We start from the raw sequence: 16577 nt of genomic DNA, 5'->3' as shown, positions 1-16577 counted from the left end.
AGGGCGTCAGCGAACTCTCCGACGGCGACACTATCGACGCCGAAATCGAGGACGTCGGCCGCATGCTCGTCGACGTCACCGAACGCGACCTCCGCTTCGACGACGTCCACGTCACCAAGGGCGGCCAGGAGTAGCTTCCCCGACACGCACATTTTTGCTGGCCGGCCGCGGACGATTGGGTATGTCGACCGAATCCCGAGAGCGACTCGAAGCACACGTCGAGCAGTTGCTCGTCCGCGACGCCGACGCGCACGCCGAGGCCGTCGACGCGCTCGCCGAGCACGGCGACGAGCGCGTCGTCCCGCACCTGCTGGAAGTACTGGTCATCGACGCCATCGGCAACGACTGGGCGCAGTTCGGCTTCCCGGAAGTACTGCGGAGCCGCGACCCGCCGCGGTACCTCGACCTCCCCGAAGTCCGGTGGCCGGGCGTGCGGGACGCGCTCGCCGAACTCGCGGGACCGAACTTCGACTCCGAGCACGCGTGGGTCGAGTGGGAGTCGTGGTACTCCCAGCAGGACATCGAGCCTCTGGAGGGCTTCGACGAGTGGAAGCTCCGCCTCTACAAGTCCTACCTCCCGCCCGTCGGCGGCCTGATCGACGCCGAACCGCGGGACTTCGACCTCCAGGAGATCCGCTGGGGGAACTGCGACCGCTCGTTCCTCGCGGCGCTGAACGCCCCGGACTTCCTCCCGGGTGGCGACGCCGACTACCTCGACGACGAGGACACCGTCTTCGGCTTCGAAATCGAAGGCGCGCAGTACGCCGTCCCGCGCGAGGTGCTGTTCCCGCACGAGCTGCTGAACGTCACCCTCGACGGCGTCCCCGTGAGCCTCACGTACTGCACGCTCTGTAACGCGCCGATCCTGTACGACAGGCGAGTCGACGCGGGCGACCACGACGTGCTCACGTTCGGGAGCACCGGGATGCTCGCGTCCGGGAACAAGGTGATGTACGACGAGGAGACGGAGACGCTGTGGGACCAGCACGCGGGCGTGCCGACCGCGGGCCGCTACCTCGAAACGGACCCGGACCTCGTGCTCGACCAGTTCGCGGTGACGCAGACGACGTGGGGCGAGTGGCGCGCGGAGTACCCCGAGACGCGCGCGCTCGACTCAGACACGGGCTACGACTACGACTACAGCCACTACGACGACCACGTCGGGTTCTTCCGGCACTACTGGAACAACGAGGACGTCGTCCAGCCCGGCGTCCGGAAGGCCGACGGCGAACTCCCCGAGAAGGCCGACGTCTACGGGCTCGTCTCCGCGGACGCCAGCGAGGTCTGGGTCGTTCCGGTCGAGGAGTTCGACGACCCGCTCGTCGGCACCGTGGACGGGCGCGACGTCGTCGCTATCCGGGACGCCACGGGAGACGTCGCGGTGTACGAGGCGCCGCCCGCTCCCGTCGAGCGCGACGAGGACGCGCTCGTGGACGGCGGCGGGCGAGCGTGGACGATCACGCGGAACGAACTGCGCGCGGACGACGAGACGCGCGAACGGATTCCCGGCCGGCACGGCCTCTGGTTCGCGTTCCGAACGCACTACGACGACGTACACGTCCTGCGATAGGACGGCTGCGGTGGCGGTCCGCGCGAGCACTGTGATTGGAGGTAATCTTTTATGGGGGAGTCGTGTACGGTGGCCCAATGACCCTGCTCGAAGTGGACGGCATCGACGTCGGATACGGCGACATCCAGGTCATCTGGGACGCTAGCCTCGAAGTCACCGAGGGCGAGACCGTCGCCCTGCTCGGCGCCAACGGCGCCGGCAAGACGACCATCCTGAAGACCATCTGCGGCCCGCTCACGCCGAGCGCCGGCGACATCTCGTTCCAGGGCGAGTCCATCGGCCACCTCCAGCAAGACGAGGTCGTGCCGAAGGGCGTCACTCACATCCCGGAGGGGCGGGAGATCTTCGGGGACAGCACCGTCCGCGAGAACCTCCGGCTGGGCGCGTACACGAACCGCGAGGGGATGGACGAACAGCTCGAACACGTCTACGGCGTGTTCCCGCGACTCGAGGAGCGGAAAGGCCAGAAGGCCGGCACGCTCTCCGGCGGCGAACAGCAGATGCTCGCCATCGGCCGCGGCCTGATGAGCGACCCAGAGCTCATCCTGCTGGACGAGGCGAGTCTGGGGCTCGCGCCCGTGCTCGTCGAGGACGTCTTCGACGCCATCGACCGCATCAACGAGGAGGGGACGACGGTGCTGCTCGTCGAGCAGGACGTCAACAACGCCCTCCGCATCGCGGACCGCGGCTACGTCCTCGAGTCCGGCGAGATCACGCTGTCCGGGAGCGCCGAGGAGCTCGCGACCGACGACCGCGTCACGGCGTCGTACCTGGGCGGCTAAGGCGGCAACACTGGTTCTCCGGTTCTCCGAAAAGCGGACAGCGACAGGAAAAGCGAGACGCTACTCGGCCTGCTCGGCCGTAGCGTCGCCTTCGACGGCGTCGTCGCTCCCGTAGCGGTCCGACAGCAGCTTGTAGAGGCCGCCCGGCACGAAGATGATGAAGATGATGATGAGCGCGCCCTCGATGGTGGTCGCGAACTCGCCCGCGGTCTCCCGCAGGACGGTGTCGAGCGAGAGGAACAGGCCCGCGCCGACCAGCGGCCCGACCATCGTCCCCATGCCGCCGAGGACGACGACGACGAGCGTGTCGACCATCCACGGGACGCCGAGCGTCGAGTCGGGGTTGACGTACAGCGTGAACTGCGCGTAGAACCCGCCCGCGAGCCCCGCCATCGCGGCGGAGACGACGAACGCGATCATCTTGTACCGCAGCGGGTTGACGCCGAGGCTACTGGCGGCGTCCTCGTCGTCGTGGATGGCGCGCATCCCGAGCCCGGAGCGACTGTTCACGATGGCGTACGTGACGAGGACGACCAGCACGGTCGCCGCCAGCATCAACAGGAAGGTGGCCGAGTCGCCGAGGTTGTTCTGGACGTAGTACCCGGTCGAGCCGCCGGAGAACCGGCGCTGGTCGAGCAGCACGAGCTGGATGATGGCTGCGACCGCGAGCGTGCCGATGGCGAAGTAGTGGCCGGTCAGCCGGAACAGGATCGGCCCGAGCACGAGCGCGAGCAGGCCCGCGACGAGCGCGCCGACGGCGATGGCGAGCAAGGCGGGCGACTGGATGGCCTCCGGGAGGTTGGCGCGCGCCGGCGTGGTGAGCCACGCGGAGACGAACGCGCCGAGCCCGAAGAAGGCGTGGTGGCCGAGGCTGATCTGCCCGGCGTACCCCGCGATGAGGTTCCAGGAGACGCCGAGCATCACGAACACGAGCCCGGTGAAGACGATGTCGGTGATGTACGGCGTCGTCGTGAACGGGACGACGGCGAGCGCGAGCAGCACGACGACGCTCGCGGCGAGCCGCCGCCGGTTGTCGAAGATGCCCTCGAAGGGGTCGGTCAGCGACGCCATCACTCACCACCTCCGGAGCTGCCGAACAGGCCGTGCGGCCGCACGAGCAGCACCAGCACGAAGATGCCGAAGCTGATGATGTCCCGGAACCCGCCGCCGAGGTAGAGCACGCCGACGTTCTCGGAGACGCCGAGGATGAGCCCGCCGACGAGCGTGCCGGCGACGCTGCCGACGCCGCCGAGGACGACCACGGCGAACGCCTTCAGGAGGTACGACCAGCCGACGTACGGCGTGATGGGGAACAGCATCGAGAGGAGCGCGCCGGCCGCGCCCGCCAGCCCCGTGCCGATGCCGAGCGTGAGCACGTAGATGTTGTCCGTGTCGACGCCCATGTACTGGGCGGCCGAGCTGTTCTGTGCGGTCGCGCGGATGGCCAGGCCCGTGGTCGTGTACTTCAGGAACGCCCACGTTCCGAGGATGAGCGCGATGGAGAGGACGAACGTGACGACGCGCGGGAACGAGAGGGTCGCGCCCGCGATGGAGATTGCGTCCCCGGGGATGCCGATCTCGGTCGCCTGCGCGTCGCTGCCGACGACGATTCGGCCGAGGCTCTCGAGTATCAACGCGAGGCCGAACAGGACGATGATGGGCTGTTCCATGCCCTCCCCGACGACGCGTTCGAGGACGACGCGCTGGAGCGCCATGCCGAGGACGAACAGCACGGCGAACGCGACGACCATGCCGACGATGGGCGTCAGCCCGAGCGCCGTGAACAGGACGATGGCGACGTACGCGCCGACCATCAGCATGTGGCCGTGAGCGAGATTCACGATGTCCATGATGCCGAACACGAGCGACAGCCCGAGCGCGGCGACGGCGTAGATTCCGCCGAGGAGGAGGCCGTTGAGTACCGATTCGACGAGTAGGTCGGTAGCTACCATGTGTGAATATGTGTACCGTGAGAGTGAGGGGCTAAGAGATTACCGTTCGCTCCACGACGGAATCGGGTACCGGAAGTCCATCGCGCCGGTGCCGTCGGTGTCGGGGTAGACGGTGTGCTGGTTGCCCTCCCACCACTGGCCGGTCGGCGCGGTCAGGTCGCCCTCCGCGGGCAGGCCGTTGTCTTCGAAGCCGAACTCGCCGATGACCGTGTTGAACGTCTCCGAGCGGAGGACGCTCTGGAGCTCGCCGGGGTCCGTGGAGTCGGCGGCCTCGACCGCCTGGAGTGCGGTCTGGGCGACGTTGTAGCCGCCGCCGACCGGCGACCGGATGAGCTCGTTGTCGTCGAGGCCGTACTCGTTCCGGTAGGCCGACCAGAGGCCTTCGTTGCCGCCGCCGGTGAGACCGGGCACCCAGCCCGGACACATGCAGGCGTACGCGCCCGTCTCGCCGAGCGCGGACCACCACGCGGTCGGGTCCGCGGCGCGGACGAACTTCAGCACCTGGGGCGACCAGTTGTTGGACTGCATCTGGTTGACGGCGGTGATGCCGCCGGGCGGCGTCGGCGTCGACAGCAGGATTTCGACGTTCGCGCTGTCGGACTGGGAGATGAGCGAGGAGAAGTCCTCGGAGCCGAGCTGGTAGGTCTCCCGGAGGACGACGTCGTAGCCCGCCTCGGAGAGCGTCTCCTCCCAGTAGTCGGACTGCTCTTCGCCCCACCCGGAGTTGGCCTCCCAGATGCCGACGTTCGACGGGCGCTCGCCCTCGGGGATGAGATCGAGCAAGCCCGACGTCGAGCGCGCGACGTCCCGGGACTTCGGGAACGGCGAGTACGTCCACTCGTAGCCCTCGTTGCGGTGCGGGCCCTCGTACGCGAAGAACGCGCCGAGGAACGGAATCCCCTGGTTCTCCGCGTACGCGCTGCCCGCGGTGACGAGGAGGCTGGAGAAGCTCCCCCAGATCATGTCCACCTCGTTGTTGCTCGTCATCTGCTGGAGCTCCTGCCGGACGACCTCGGGGTCGCTCTCGTCGTCGGACAGGAGGAGCTCGACTTCCTGGTCGAGTTCCTCGTCCATCAGCGTGACACCGAGCTCGTAGCCCTGCTTGACGGCCTCGCCGAGCGAGGAGAACTGCCCGGTCTCGGGCACCGTGGCCGCTATCGTGATGGTCTCGCTGCCCCCGCCGCCCCCGTCGAGGAGCGTGCAACCGGAGAGTCCGGACATGCCGACCGCGCCCGCTGCGCCGAGTGTTTTGAGATACGTACGCCTGCTCTGTGGGCTGTCACTGTCCACCATGCTATACCCACACCTATATCACGTACATCATAAAAGATGTGGTAATCGTACGTTTTCTGTCAATTAGGTGGTGAATCGAACCCGGGACTGTCCGTCAGTGTGCGAAAACGAGAGCGGAAGCGAGTGCCGAACGGGAGCGGGCCGTGCTTACGACGACGGCTCGGCTTCCGCGTAGAAGTTCAGCGAGCGCAGCACCGGCTCGTCGGTGATGCCCAGCAGGATCGCCTCCTCGTCGTCCGGCTCGTGGTGGTGAATCTCGTCCGGCGGAACCACGAAGATGTCCTTCTCGCCCCACTCCAGGGCCTCGTCGCCGACGTGCGTGACGCCCTCGCCCTCGATGACGAAGTACACCTCCGTGGAGTTGTGGAAGTGGTCGTCGGTCGCCTCCTGGAGGAGCTGCGCGCGGAACGACATCGTCGGCGTCACCGGCGGCTCGCCGGTCGCCGGGTTGACGTACTCGAGGCTGTAGCCGTCGTTCGGGTCCGGGTCGTCGTTCTCGGCGCGCTGGCGGAGCGCCTCCAGCATCTCGTCCCAACCGAAGCGGAACGGCGGCGTCGCCGCCACGTTCCCCTCGAACGGCCCGGGAATCGAGTCGTCGCCGTCGTCGTTCGACGGCCGGCCGCGGCCGTACTGGGACGCCCAGTACCCCTGGGACTTCGTCACCGGCTGGCGCTCCAGCTCGTGGTTCTCGAAGACGTGGCTGTTGTTCAGCGTGTCGAGGAACAGCGGCAGGTCGAGGACGTCCAGCCACGTCGCCGTCTCGTCGCCGTCGTTGACGTGGTCGTGCCACTCCCACTGCGGGGTGGTGATGAGGTCCTGGTCGTGCATCGGGAACTCCTCGCCCGCCACGACCGTCTTCATGTCCTCGTGGCCGTCGATGGTGAACCGGAGCGCGCTGGACGCGTGCCGGTGCGCGGGCGCGGTCTCGCCCGGGGAGACCGTCTGGACGCCCACGTAGATGGTGTTCGAGATCGCGTGCGGGGCGTTCAGCGGGACGGCGACCCGTCGCTGGAAGCCCGGCGGCAGGTCGTTGATGGGGACGTCCTCTTCGATGCCGTCGATGGCGGCCTGGATGTCTTCCCACCTCCAGATGTTCGCGCCGATGTCGTCGAGGAGGTTGCCCATGTCGTCCTCGACCTCCCACAGCGGCACCAGGTCGTTCTCGTCGAGGAGGCTCCTGGTGTCGGCACTCATCTCTAGGAGGTCCTCTGTATCTTGCGTTGCCATGGTGTTACATTAGCACAGAATTATCATAAGTCTACTGGAGCGGTCCAGCAGCGGACGCGAACGTGTTAGGCTTCGGCGACCTGGTCGGCGAAGACGTCCTTCGAGCGGAACAGCGCGCGGCAGTCCTCGCAGACCATCGCGCCCTGGATAGCGTACTCCCAGAGCTTCCCGCCGCAGTTCAGGCAGTCGAAGTGCGCTTCGACGAACGGGTCGGCCTCCGCGTAGGGGTTCGTGAACTCGGCCATGCCACTAGGTCGCGCGGCGAACAGCAAAAGCGTACCGTCCGCGGAGGCGCCTGCTCAGTCGTCGGCGTACTCCTCGAAGGCCTCGCGGAGGTCGTCGGGAATCTCCATCGACCCGCCGCCGCCGTGGTGCGCGCAGACGCGCTGCTCGTACCCCGAGAACGCCACCTCGCCGTCGCAGCGCGCCTCGTACTCGAAGCGAACGCTCCGCCCGCCGACGTCCGGCGTGAGCTCGATGGTGACCTCGTCGCCGGCCTCCACGGGGTTCTGGAACTCGAAGTCCATCTCCACGAGCGGCAGCCCGAAGCCGTGCTCCTGGGAGATCTCCCAGAACGGGAAGCCGAGCTCCTGCATGAACATGTCGGAGGTCTCGTGGAGCGCGTCCACGATGCGCGGGTAGTGCGCGATGCCGAACGGGTCCGTGTCCGAGAAGCGCACCGTCCACGTGCGCTCGTAGCCCGCCATCTCACTCACCCCCCAGCACGACGAGCGCGTCGAGCGCCACAGCGCCCTCTTCGGTCGCGAGCACCGGATTCACGTCGACCTCCGAGATGGCTTCGTGTTCGTTCACGAGGTCGCCGACTGCTGCCACGACCTCCGCGAGCGCGTCGACGTCCGCGGGCTCGCGGCCACGATAGCCCTCCAGCAACTCGATGGCGGTCAGTTCCTCGATGGCCTCGCGGGCCTCCGCGGCGTCGATGGGCGCGATGCGGTGGCTGGTGTCCTCGTAGACCTCCGTGAAGATGCCGCCGAGCCCCGTCAGCACGACCGGACCGAACGACGGGTCGCGGAGGCCGCCGACGATGACCTCGGTGCCGGCGTCCACGTCGCGCGCTTCCTCCACGAGCACGTCGGCGTCGATGCCGCGCGCGTCCGCCGCGTCGAAGATTTCCGCGGCGGCCTCCCGCACCGCGTCCGCGGAGTCGAGGCCGACCGCGACGCCCGCGCCCTCGGCCCACTCGCTCTTGTGCGTGACCGACGGCGAGGAGACCTTCACGACAACCGGGAGACCGATTTCCTCCGCGGCCGCCACTGCGGCGTCGGCGTCCGCGGCGACGGAGAACGCGGGCGTCTCGATGCCAGCGCCCGCGAGCAGCGACTTCGCCTCCGCCTCCGTGAGCGTCGTGCGGCCGTCGGCCTGCGCGGCCGCGATGGGGTCCTCAGACATCGGCGCTCACCTCCTCGTCCGCGGCGGCGTCGTCGAGCGTCGCGTACCGAGCGAGCACCGCGGCCGCGTCCGCGCCGCGCTCCGGCGACGTGAACACCGGCACGTCGGCCTCGCGGAGCGCGGCGAGGTCGTCGGCCATCGACTCCGCCGGCCCCTCGGTCGCGAACAGCACGGGCTTGTCCACGCGCTCCGCGAGGCCGTCCAGCGTCTCCTGCGGGAAGCCCAGCGCCTCCTCGAACAGCTCGTAGACGAGCACCGCGTCCACGTTGTCGTCCTCCGCGACCGCTTCGACCACGTCGCCGAACTCGGGCATCGGCCGGCCCGTGTCCACGGGGTTCTCGGCGTACGTGATGCCGGGGAGAATCTCGCCGACGCGGTCCTGCGTGTCCTCCGCGAGGTCCGGGAGCGTCGCGCCCGCTCGCTGCAGGCGATCCGCGATGATGATTCCCGGGCCGGCCTGCGCGGTGACGACGCCGACGTTCGCGCCATCGGGCTCCGGGGAGTTCGCGAGCGCCTGCCCCGCGTCGAACAGCTCGGTCGTCGATTCGACCGTCGGGACGCCGTACTGGGCGAACCCCGAAGTGTAGAGCGCGTGGTCGCCGGTGAGCGCGCCCGTGTGGGACTCCGCGAAGTCGCCGACGTCGGCCTGGCCGACCTTGTACGCGATTACGGGGGTGTCCGACTCGCGGCACGCTTCGAGGAGCGCGCGGCCGTCGTCGGTGCCCTCGACGTGGAGCACGATGGCGTCCGTGTTCGGGTCCGAATCGAAGTACGGGATGGCCTCCTCGAAGCCGACGTTCGCGCGGTTTCCGAGCCCGACCATCGTCGCGATGCCGCGGCCCTCGCGGTGTGCGCTGAACGCCAACTGGTGGGCGACCCCGCCGCTCTGCGCGAGGATCGTCACGCCGCCCGGGCGCAGGCGCTCGACGCCCCCGGCGAACGACGCCAGCAGGTTGCTCGCGGGCGCGACGAACCCGCTCGTGTTCGGGCCGAGCAGCGCGACGTCGTGCTCGTCGGCCGCCGCGACGACGGCCTCCTGAAGTTCTTCGCCCTCGCCGCCGGCCTCCGCGAAGCCGCCAGCGTAGATGACCGCGCCGCCGACGCCGGCCTCGCCGCACTCCTCGACGACGTCCGGCACGACGTGTGCCGGTACCGCCAGCAGCGCGAGGTCGACGGTCTCCTCGATGTCCGTGACGGACTCCACGAACGGCTCGCCGAAGACCTCGCCCTCGCCGGACGGGTTCACCGGGTACACCTCACCGTCGAACTCGACGGCGTTCGCCATCGCCTCGTAGCCGAGTTTCCCCTCGGTCGCGGAGGCGCCGACGACTGCGATACGCTCGGGCCGGAACAGGCGCTGTAAGTTCACGCCTCGATGTACAGGGAATGCCACTAAAACGGTTTTCCTCCCGTCAACCTCGCGCTCACTCCGGGAGCACGGGGCCGTCCTCGACGACGCGCGTGGTGCCGGCGTACTCCTTCGCGAGTTCGGCGTACCGGTCGCCCGTGCCTTCCCAGAAGTCCCCCGCCAGTTCCTGGTGGACTTCGGCGGGCGTCCCGACCGCGAGCACGCCGCCGGGAATCTCGGACTCCTCGGTGACCGTGCCGTTCGCGGCGACGACGCTCCCAGGCCCGACTTCCGCGTCGTCGAGGACGACCGCGCCGATGCCGACCACGCTGCGCTCGCCGACCGTCGCGTCGTGGACGACCGCGTTGTGGCCGACGGTCGCGCCGTCTTCGAGGACCGCGTGCTCGTGGAGGGTCGCGTTGTCCTGGACGTTCGCGCGCTCGCCGAGCACGATTCGCCCGTGGTCGCCGCGCAGCACCGCGCCCGGCCACACGCTCGCCTCCGGCCCGATTTCGACGTCCCCGATGACCGTCGCCCGCTCGTCGACGTACGCCGACTCGGCGACGTCGGGAGTCACACCGTCGTACGCTCGAAGCATGTCCGCAACGTCGGGGCGGGCGGGGACATGCTTTCGGGTCCGTTCCCGCGAGGGCTACATTTATGCGGGTGGGTAGGTAACGACAACCAAGATGGCCGTACTCGAAGGCGAGCACCTCACGAAGCGATTCGGCGGCATCGTCGCCGTCGACGACGTCTCGTTCTCCATCGAGCGCGGGGAGACGGTCGGCCTCATCGGGCCGAACGGCGCCGGCAAGTCGACGCTGTTCCGACTCATCTCCGGCGTCCAGGAGCCCAACGAGGGCACCGTCTACCTCGACGGCGAGGACATCACCGGGATGAGTCCGCACGAGATCTGTCACCGCGGGCTCGTCCGCACCCACCAGATCGTCCACCCGTTCGAGAACCTCACGCTCGTGGAGAACGCCGCCGTCGGCGCGGAGTTCGGCGGCCGCAGCTCGAAGAACGCCGAGGAGCGCGCGTACGAGGCCCTGGAGTTCGTCGGCCTCGAGGAGATGGCCCACACCACCCCCAACGAGCTCAGCGTCGGCGCGCTCAAGCGACTGGAAATCGCCCGGACGCTCGCGACCGACCCCGAGGTCTTGCTGTTCGACGAGGTCGCGGGCGGCCTCGACACCGAGGAGACCGAGGCCATCGTCGGCCTCATCCGCGACATCGCCGACCGCGGGAAGACCGTCTTCCTCATCGACCACGTGATGCGCGCGCTGATGTCCGTCAGCGACCGCGTCCTCGTCCTCGACAACGCGAACCTCATCGCGACCGGGACGCCCGACGAGATTCAGAACAACCAGCGCGTCATCGAGGCGTACCTCGGCGAGAACGCCGGCGACGCGATAGACGACGGCGCGAGCGCGGGCGCCGGCGCCGACTAGGTGGGTTTCCCGGCGAAGTTCACGAACGCCTCCAGTTTCTCGCTCGCGTCCTCCGTGACGCTCTCCCCGTGGTAGACGAGGCCGACGTCGAAGTCGTACTCGGCGAGCTTCGCCAGTGACTCGTCGGCCTCGTTCAGGTCCGCGGAGTAGTACCCCGTCGGGAGCACGAAGTACCCCTCCGGGAGGCCGCGGGCGTCCGCGCCGAACAGCGCGTCGCCGATCACCGCGACGCCGCTGTCCTCGTCGACGAGCGAGTGGTGCTCGGACGTGTGACCGGGCGTGTGGACGGCCGTGAAGCGGCCGACCTCGTCGCCGTCGCCGTACCGGTAATCGGGCTCGTGGCCGTCCACGTCGAGGCCTTCCGGGAGCCACGTTTCGAGGTCGTAGCGCTCCGCGAGCCCGGGGAGGCCGCCGACGTGGTCGCCGTCGCCGTGCGTGACGACCACGCGCTCGGGCTCGACACCGAGTTCGTCGAGGCCCTCCTCGACGGCGTCGACCGTTCCTTCGAGGCCGGCGTCCACGAGCGTCGGCGTCTCTCCGTCGAAGACGAACACGCGGTACCGGCCGCCGTTCAGCTCCGCGAGCGTCACGTCGTACACGCCGCTTGCTGGCTCCGAAATCATCGCGTCGAGAGTGGAACGGCGACCGCCAAACATCTTCCGCCCGGTGCCCGGTTCCGGAAGAAAGAATAGGCCGGTTTCCCTGCGTGCGAGCAAACGGTGTTCCAACGTGACGACTGACTCGACGTGGTCGGACGCCCTCCGCGGAGACGTCGACCCCGCGTGGCTGTCGCTGCCGGTCGGCGCCGCGGCCGGGGCGGCCGTCCTCCTGTTCGCCCCCATCGACGCCGAGATGGCGCGGATGCTCGCCATCACCGTCTTCTCCATCGCGCTGTGGGTCGGGTCGCCCGTCGAACCGTGGCTCACGGGCCTGCTCGCCATCGGGCTCGTCGGCGTGGCGTTCTCCACGGACCTCGCGCTCACCGGCTTCGGATCGGCCGCGACGTGGCTGGTCGTCCTCGGCATCCTACTCGGCGAAGCCACCCGCCAGAGCGGCCTCGCCGCGGCCGTCGAGCGCGCCGCCTTGAGCGTCATCCCGGGCGACGCCACGTCCGACGCGAAGACCACGTACCGGAACCTCCTGGTCGTCCTCTGCGCTGCCGCGCTCGGCTTCGTCGTGCTCGTGCCGTCGTCGCTCGTGCGCGTGCTCATCCTCGGCCCCATCCTCATCTCCGTCGGCGAGCGCTTCACCGAGCGCCGCACCCGCGTCGGCCTCTTCCTCGGGCCGCTGTTCGTCACCTACTACGCCGGCACCGGCATCCTCACGGGGTCGCTCGCGAACATCATCATCACGGGACTCGTCGAGACGAACGCCGGCGTCTCCATCGGCTGGGTGGAGTGGGCGGTCTGGCTCGGCCCCGTGATGGCCGTCGGGCGCGCCGCCGTCATCACCGCCATCGCCTACTTCCTCTACCGGCCGCGGGACGCCGACGCGATGCGCGAAACCGACGCCGTCCGCGAGTCCGCTGCTGCGCCCTCGGAGGCGCGCCGCATGATGGCGTTCCTCCTCGTCGGCGTCGCCATCTGGGCGACCGACACCGTCCACGGCCTCCACCCCCTGTACGGTGCGCTCGTCGTCGCCATCCTCGCGTTCACCCCCCGCATCGGCGTGGTGGGCGTGGACGCCGTCGAGGAGGCGAACTTCTCCATCGTGTTCTTCCTCGGCGCCATCTTCGCCATCGCCGCCGGTCTCCAGCAGACCGGGTTCACGGACGTCGCGGCCGACGGCATCCTCGCGTCGTTCCCGCAGGACGCGTCGCTGGCCGTCGCGCTCGGGTTCCTCGCGATCGCGTCCATCGCGCTGACGTTCCTCATGGAGGGGCTGGCGGTCGCGAGCGTGCTCACGCCCGTGCTCGTCGCGTTCGCCGAGAGCGCCGGCCTCCCGCTCGTGCCCGTCGCGATGACGGAAGCCGTCGCGCTCAACACGTACTTCTTCCCCTACCAGTCCGCCGTCCTCGTCGCCATCCTCGGCCTCGACGTCGTCGACTCGATGGAGCTCATCAAGATGGCAGCGCTCTGCTCGCTCGCGACGCTCGTACTCCTGCTCCCGATTCAAATCGGCATCTTCGCGCTCGCGTTCTGAGAAGAGAGACGGGGAAGCGCCGTTCAGTCGAAGTGCTGGTCGATGGCTTCCTGGCGCTGGACCGTGCCGGTGTCAGTGCGCGGCAGCGGCTCCTCGCGGACGACGTACTCGCGGGGGCGCTTGTAGTTCGCCAGCGAGTCGTGCTTCCGGCAGAACGTGTCGATTTCGTCGGCGTCGACGTCCATCTCGGCGACGACGATGGCGGTGACCTTCTGGCCCCACTCCTCGTCGTCCTGCCCGAACACGAGCGTCTCCGCGACCGCCGGGTGGCCGTCGATGGCGCGCTCGACCTCCGCGGGGTAGATGTTCTCCCCGCCGCTGATGAACATGTTGTCCACGCGGTCGGTGATGTAGAGGAAGCCGTCCTCGTCGACTTCTGCGACGTCACGCGTGCGCAGCCACTCGCCGAAGAACGTCTTCTCCTCGGCCTCGGGGTTGTCGATGTAGCCGTCCGGGACGCCGGGGCCGCGGGCGATGATCTCGCCCTGCTCGCCCGGCCCGACCTCCGCCTCGGGGTCGGGGTGTTCGGTGATGGGCGCCGTCTCCACGACGCGGAGCTCCCACGAGAACGACTCCTTGCCGATGGTGCCCGGGTGTTCGTCCTGCACGGACGGGTGCGCGAACGTGAAGTTCGGGCCGCCCTCGGTCATCCCGTACGTGTTGTAGAGGTTCTCCGAGAGGAGCTCGGACGTGCGTTCGACGAGCTCCTCGGTGACCACCGAGCCGCCGGTGCGGATGTACGACAGCGAACTCGTGTCGTAGGGGTCGCTCTCGTTCTCCTGTACGTCGTTGAGCAGCGACAGCTGGGTGGGGACGGCGAGCAGGCCGGTGGCGTCGTGGTCCTCGACGAGTTCGAGCACCTCCGAGGGGTCGAAGTCCGACTGGAGGCACGTCGTCGCGCCCGCCATCCAGTGCGGGTACAGCCACGCGTCCGACGTGACCATGTGGTACCACGGCGTCGTCACGATGGCGAGGTCCGTCTGGTCGATGCCGTGCTCCATGATGCCCTGGTAGGCGCCGGTCCACATCTGCTCGCCGTCGAACGCGACGGCCTTCGGCGTGGACGTCGTGCCGCTCGTGTAGAAGACGTTGGTCTTGCCGTCCGCGGGGAGGTGGTCGGGCAGCGTCGAGGACGCGTCACCGAGGGCGTCCTCGTACTCCACCACGTCCGGGTGGTCGACGTCAGCCGACCCTGCGTGGAACCCCACGGAGAGGTCGGCGCCGTCGATGACCTCGACGGCGCGCTCGGCGTTCGCGTCGTCGAAGACGAGCGCCTCGGCGCCCCCCGTCTCGACCATGTCGACGAGCTCGCCGGCGGACCCGCGGAAGGAGAGCTGGACTGTCGGCGTGCCGCGCTTGTGACCGGCGATCATCGCCTCGGCGGCCGCCGGGCTGTTCAACGCGAGCACCGCCACCGGCGAGTCGCCGACGGCGTCGACGACGGCGTTCGCGAGTTCGGTGCTCCGGCGGTCGAACTCCTCGTACGTGAACGACCGGCCGTCGTCGGTGACGATGGCGGTTTCGTCGCCGTGGACGCGGACGCTCCGCTCGAATGCTTCCAAGTAATGCATGCGTTACTGTGCTGTGTGAGGAAAGCCCACACCAGATAATAACAGTGTCGGTTAATCGTTCGGAGCGCCGTCGGCTGAATTTACCGACTGGCGACCAGGTTTATCCCGCGGCCCGGTCAACGGTCGACATGGTCGCCGACCCCGGCCGCGCCGTCGACGGTCTGCTCGCGGGCGTCAAGCCGACGTTCATGCTCCCCGCGGTCGGCGTCGCGCTCGCCGGCGCCGCGCTCGCGCCCGCCGTCTACATCCCGCTCGCCACCACGCACGCCGCCGCCGTCGGCGCCGCCCTCTACACCGCGCACGTCGTCGACGAGTACGTCGACGCCCACGTCCGCGGCGAGCACGATCCCGTGCTCCCTCCCGGTCTGCTGAAGACCGCGGCTGCCAGCGCCTCGCTCACGTTCCTCGCGCTCGTCGCCCTGCTCTGGGCCGTCGGCGCTCGCGCGGCCGTCGCCGCGACGCTCCCGCTGTGGGCGCTCGCCGTCCTGCACGCCCCCGTGCTGGACAAGCACCCGCTGACCGTCACCGTCGACTACCCGGTCGGCGTCGCGCTCGCGTTCGCCGGCGGCTTCCTCGCGCAGACCGACGTGCTCGCCCCGGGCGTCGCCGCGGTGGCGCTCGCGCTCGCCGTCTCGCTTTCCGGGCTGAAAGTCTCCATCGACCGCCTCGACCGGGAGTTCGACCGGACCGTCGACAAGCGCACGCTCCCGGTCCTCCTCGGTGACGACGCGAGCACGCGCGTCTCCGCGGCTGTCCACGCGCTCGCGGCCCTGCTCGTCGTCGCGTTCGTCGCGAGCGGGATGCTCTCCCCGCTCGCGCTCGTGGCCGCAGTCGTCGCGCTCGCGGACGCCGCAATCGCCGCCTCCCTCGCGCCGCGGTGGTCGGTCCGACTGCAGATGGCGCTCGCGTACCCGTTCACGGCGGCGTTGCTCGGTGCGCACTGTCTCGCGAGAGGTTGTGCCGCGCTCGCCGCCCTCTAGGCGTACGCGAGGTTGAGTTCGATGTCGTTCGTGGACGCCCGCAGCTGGTCGACGAGCTCGCTCTCGCAGCGCTCGCGGCTCACGCGGTGGGCCGGTCCCGCGACAGCGAGCGATCCGACGAGCTCGTCCTCGTAGTGTAGCGGCACGGCGACGGCGTGGACGCCCTCTAAGTCCTCGCCGAGGTTCAGCGCGTACCCGCGCTCGCGGACCGCCTCCAGTTCCGCGTCCAGTTCCTCGCGGCTCGTCACCGTGTTCGGGGTGCGCGCGGGCAGCCCGTGGCGCTCCACGACCGCGTCGACCTCGTCCTCGCCGTAGTGCGCGAGAATCGCCTTCCCGCCGGACGTGCAGTGCATGTACTCCCACGAGCCGAGTATCGTGTCCACGTCGATGCCGGTGCCGCCGGCGCCCCCGTAGAGGTACATCACGCGGCCGTTCTCCGGCGTGAACAGCCACACCATCTCGCCCGTGGTCTCGACGAGGTCGTCGACGACGGGGCGGGCCGCGCGGTAGACGTCGAACTCGTTGCGGACCTCCTGACCGTAGTGGAACAGCTCCAGGCCGAGCCGGTACTCGTCGCCCGCCTTCACGACGAAGCCGTGCTCGCGCATCGTCGCGAGGTGGTTGTGGACGGTGCTCTTCGCGACGTCGAGCTCGTCCGCGAGCTCCGTCACCCCCGCGCCGCCGGCCTCCCGCAGCGCCGCGAGCACGGCGAACAGCGTCTCGTCTGACTTCACCCCCGTCCGGCTCGTGGGTCCGTTCGGCATACGTGAGCGTTCGCCCGTGGCCACTAAACGTTTGGCTACTGGCCGCCGCGGACGGAGCCGCAGAATCGGGGGCGGCGGGCGGACCGG

The 16577-nt window shown here is 69.2% G+C and carries 17 protein-coding genes and 1 pseudogene; 6 read left to right on the top strand and 12 right to left on the bottom strand.

Annotation, left to right across the window (positions count from 1 at the left end; translation table 11 throughout):
- The 3 genes and pseudogenes from G9C83_RS16305 to G9C83_RS14610 form a co-directional block, all read left to right on the top strand.
- Positions 1-134, top strand: a pseudogene (locus tag G9C83_RS16305) (FAA hydrolase family protein); the annotation flags it as partial.
- A gap of 47 nt (positions 135-181) precedes the next feature.
- Positions 182-1570, top strand: a complete 1389-nt coding sequence (locus G9C83_RS14615; protein ID WP_167247173.1) for a DUF3179 domain-containing (seleno)protein — start codon at positions 182-184, stop codon at positions 1568-1570.
- 83 nt (positions 1571-1653) lie between these two features.
- On the top strand, positions 1654-2352 hold the full coding sequence (locus G9C83_RS14610) for an ABC transporter ATP-binding protein (RefSeq protein WP_347877810.1): 699 nt from the start codon (positions 1654-1656) through the stop codon (positions 2350-2352).
- Between the two features lie 60 nt (positions 2353-2412).
- On the opposite strand, the gene G9C83_RS14605 is transcribed toward G9C83_RS14610, so the two are convergent.
- The 9 genes from G9C83_RS14605 to G9C83_RS14565 form a co-directional block, all read right to left on the bottom strand.
- Positions 2413-3423 (bottom strand): branched-chain amino acid ABC transporter permease, encoded by a 1011-nt coding sequence (locus tag G9C83_RS14605; RefSeq protein ID WP_167247171.1) that lies wholly within the window; start codon positions 3421-3423, stop codon positions 2413-2415.
- The gene (locus G9C83_RS14600) at positions 3423-4304 is read right to left on the bottom strand and encodes a branched-chain amino acid ABC transporter permease (protein ID WP_167247170.1); all 882 of its coding nucleotides are present in this window, start codon (positions 4302-4304) and stop codon (positions 3423-3425) included. The genes G9C83_RS14605 and G9C83_RS14600 overlap by 1 nt, the downstream gene beginning before the upstream one ends.
- A 39-nt stretch (positions 4305-4343) precedes the next feature.
- Positions 4344-5525 (bottom strand): ABC transporter substrate-binding protein, encoded by a 1182-nt coding sequence (locus G9C83_RS14595; protein WP_167247169.1) that lies wholly within the window; start codon positions 5523-5525, stop codon positions 4344-4346.
- A gap of 219 nt (positions 5526-5744) precedes the next feature.
- On the bottom strand, positions 5745-6824 hold the full coding sequence (locus G9C83_RS14590; RefSeq protein ID WP_243838047.1) for a cupin domain-containing protein: 1080 nt from the start codon (positions 6822-6824) through the stop codon (positions 5745-5747).
- Positions 6825-6889: 65 nt separating this feature from the next.
- Positions 6890-7069 (bottom strand): hypothetical protein, encoded by a 180-nt coding sequence (locus G9C83_RS14585; RefSeq protein WP_167247167.1) that lies wholly within the window; start codon positions 7067-7069, stop codon positions 6890-6892.
- A 54-nt stretch (positions 7070-7123) separates the two neighbouring features.
- On the bottom strand, positions 7124-7531 hold the full coding sequence (locus tag G9C83_RS14580; protein WP_167247263.1) for a thioesterase family protein: 408 nt from the start codon (positions 7529-7531) through the stop codon (positions 7124-7126).
- Position 7532: 1 nt separating this feature from the next.
- The gene (locus G9C83_RS14575) at positions 7533-8234 is read right to left on the bottom strand and encodes an acetate--CoA ligase family protein (RefSeq protein WP_167247165.1); all 702 of its coding nucleotides are present in this window, start codon (positions 8232-8234) and stop codon (positions 7533-7535) included.
- Complete coding sequence (locus G9C83_RS14570) at positions 8227-9603, bottom strand: CoA-binding protein (protein ID WP_167247163.1); 1377 nt, start codon at positions 9601-9603, stop codon at positions 8227-8229. The genes G9C83_RS14575 and G9C83_RS14570 overlap by 8 nt, the downstream gene beginning before the upstream one ends.
- Before the next feature lie 55 nt (positions 9604-9658).
- Positions 9659-10180 carry a gamma carbonic anhydrase family protein gene (locus tag G9C83_RS14565; protein WP_167247161.1) on the bottom strand — a complete coding sequence of 174 codons (522 nt, stop codon included), beginning with the start codon at positions 10178-10180 and terminating at the stop codon, positions 9659-9661.
- A 91-nt stretch (positions 10181-10271) separates the two neighbouring features.
- On the opposite strand from G9C83_RS14565, the gene G9C83_RS14560 reads away from it, so the two are divergent.
- A complete protein-coding gene (locus G9C83_RS14560; RefSeq protein WP_167247160.1) occupies positions 10272-11033 on the top strand; it encodes an ABC transporter ATP-binding protein in 762 nt (253 codons plus the stop codon).
- Here G9C83_RS14560 and G9C83_RS14555 read toward each other — a convergent pair.
- Entirely contained in the window at positions 11030-11656 is a 627-nt protein-coding gene (locus G9C83_RS14555; RefSeq protein WP_167247157.1) for an MBL fold metallo-hydrolase, read from the bottom strand. The genes G9C83_RS14560 and G9C83_RS14555 overlap by 4 nt on opposite strands.
- Before the next feature lie 106 nt (positions 11657-11762).
- Between G9C83_RS14555 and G9C83_RS14550 the strand changes: the two genes are divergently transcribed.
- Complete coding sequence (locus G9C83_RS14550) at positions 11763-13175, top strand: SLC13 family permease (RefSeq protein WP_347877806.1); 1413 nt, start codon at positions 11763-11765, stop codon at positions 13173-13175.
- Between the two features lie 23 nt (positions 13176-13198).
- Here G9C83_RS14550 and G9C83_RS14545 read toward each other — a convergent pair whose 3' ends face one another.
- Entirely contained in the window at positions 13199-14746 is a 1548-nt protein-coding gene (locus tag G9C83_RS14545; protein ID WP_167247155.1) for a class I adenylate-forming enzyme family protein, read from the bottom strand.
- Between the two features lie 128 nt (positions 14747-14874).
- Here G9C83_RS14545 and G9C83_RS14540 point away from each other — a divergent pair, with 128 nt between their 5' ends.
- Positions 14875-15726, top strand: a complete 852-nt coding sequence (locus G9C83_RS14540) for a UbiA family prenyltransferase (protein ID WP_167247153.1) — start codon at positions 14875-14877, stop codon at positions 15724-15726.
- On the opposite strand, the gene G9C83_RS14535 is transcribed toward G9C83_RS14540, so the two are convergent.
- A complete protein-coding gene (locus G9C83_RS14535; RefSeq protein ID WP_167247151.1) occupies positions 15723-16490 on the bottom strand; it encodes an IclR family transcriptional regulator in 768 nt (255 codons plus the stop codon). The genes G9C83_RS14540 and G9C83_RS14535 overlap by 4 nt on opposite strands.
- Positions 16491-16577 lie beyond the last annotated feature (87 nt).

This window comes from Halobacterium sp. R2-5 (assembly GCF_011734195.1).
Lineage (GTDB): Archaea > Halobacteriota > Halobacteria > Halobacteriales > Halobacteriaceae > Halobacterium.
The sequence above is the reverse complement of the archived record's forward strand: the minus strand, read 5'-3'. Positions and strand labels throughout refer to the sequence as shown.

What these genes read in the sequence shown, in the direction of transcription:
- G9C83_RS14555 (WP_167247157.1), bottom strand. Translation starts at nt 11,656, where the DNA reads ATGATTTCGGAGCCAGCAAGCGGCGTGTACGACGTGACGCTCGCGGAG.
- G9C83_RS14605 (WP_167247171.1), bottom strand. Translation starts at nt 3,423, where the DNA reads ATGGCGTCGCTGACCGACCCCTTCGAGGGCATCTTCGACAACCGGCGG.
- G9C83_RS14560 (WP_167247160.1), top strand. Translation starts at nt 10,272, where the DNA reads ATGGCCGTACTCGAAGGCGAGCACCTCACGAAGCGATTCGGCGGCATC.
- G9C83_RS14600 (WP_167247170.1), bottom strand. Translation starts at nt 4,304, where the DNA reads ATGGTAGCTACCGACCTACTCGTCGAATCGGTACTCAACGGCCTCCTC.
- G9C83_RS14580 (WP_167247263.1), bottom strand. Translation starts at nt 7,531, where the DNA reads ATGGCGGGCTACGAGCGCACGTGGACGGTGCGCTTCTCGGACACGGAC.
- G9C83_RS14535 (WP_167247151.1), bottom strand. Translation starts at nt 16,490, where the DNA reads ATGCCGAACGGACCCACGAGCCGGACGGGGGTGAAGTCAGACGAGACG.
- G9C83_RS14615 (WP_167247173.1), top strand. Translation starts at nt 182, where the DNA reads ATGTCGACCGAATCCCGAGAGCGACTCGAAGCACACGTCGAGCAGTTG.
- G9C83_RS14575 (WP_167247165.1), bottom strand. Translation starts at nt 8,234, where the DNA reads ATGTCTGAGGACCCCATCGCGGCCGCGCAGGCCGACGGCCGCACGACG.
- G9C83_RS14545 (WP_167247155.1), bottom strand. Translation starts at nt 14,746, where the DNA reads ATGCATTACTTGGAAGCATTCGAGCGGAGCGTCCGCGTCCACGGCGAC.
- G9C83_RS14595 (WP_167247169.1), bottom strand. Translation starts at nt 5,525, where the DNA reads ATGTCCGGACTCTCCGGTTGCACGCTCCTCGACGGGGGCGGCGGGGGC.
- G9C83_RS14565 (WP_167247161.1), bottom strand. Translation starts at nt 10,180, where the DNA reads ATGCTTCGAGCGTACGACGGTGTGACTCCCGACGTCGCCGAGTCGGCG.
- G9C83_RS14590 (WP_243838047.1), bottom strand. Translation starts at nt 6,824, where the DNA reads ATGGCAACGCAAGATACAGAGGACCTCCTAGAGATGAGTGCCGACACC.
- G9C83_RS14540 (WP_167247153.1), top strand. Translation starts at nt 14,875, where the DNA reads ATGGTCGCCGACCCCGGCCGCGCCGTCGACGGTCTGCTCGCGGGCGTC.
- G9C83_RS14585 (WP_167247167.1), bottom strand. Translation starts at nt 7,069, where the DNA reads ATGGCCGAGTTCACGAACCCCTACGCGGAGGCCGACCCGTTCGTCGAA.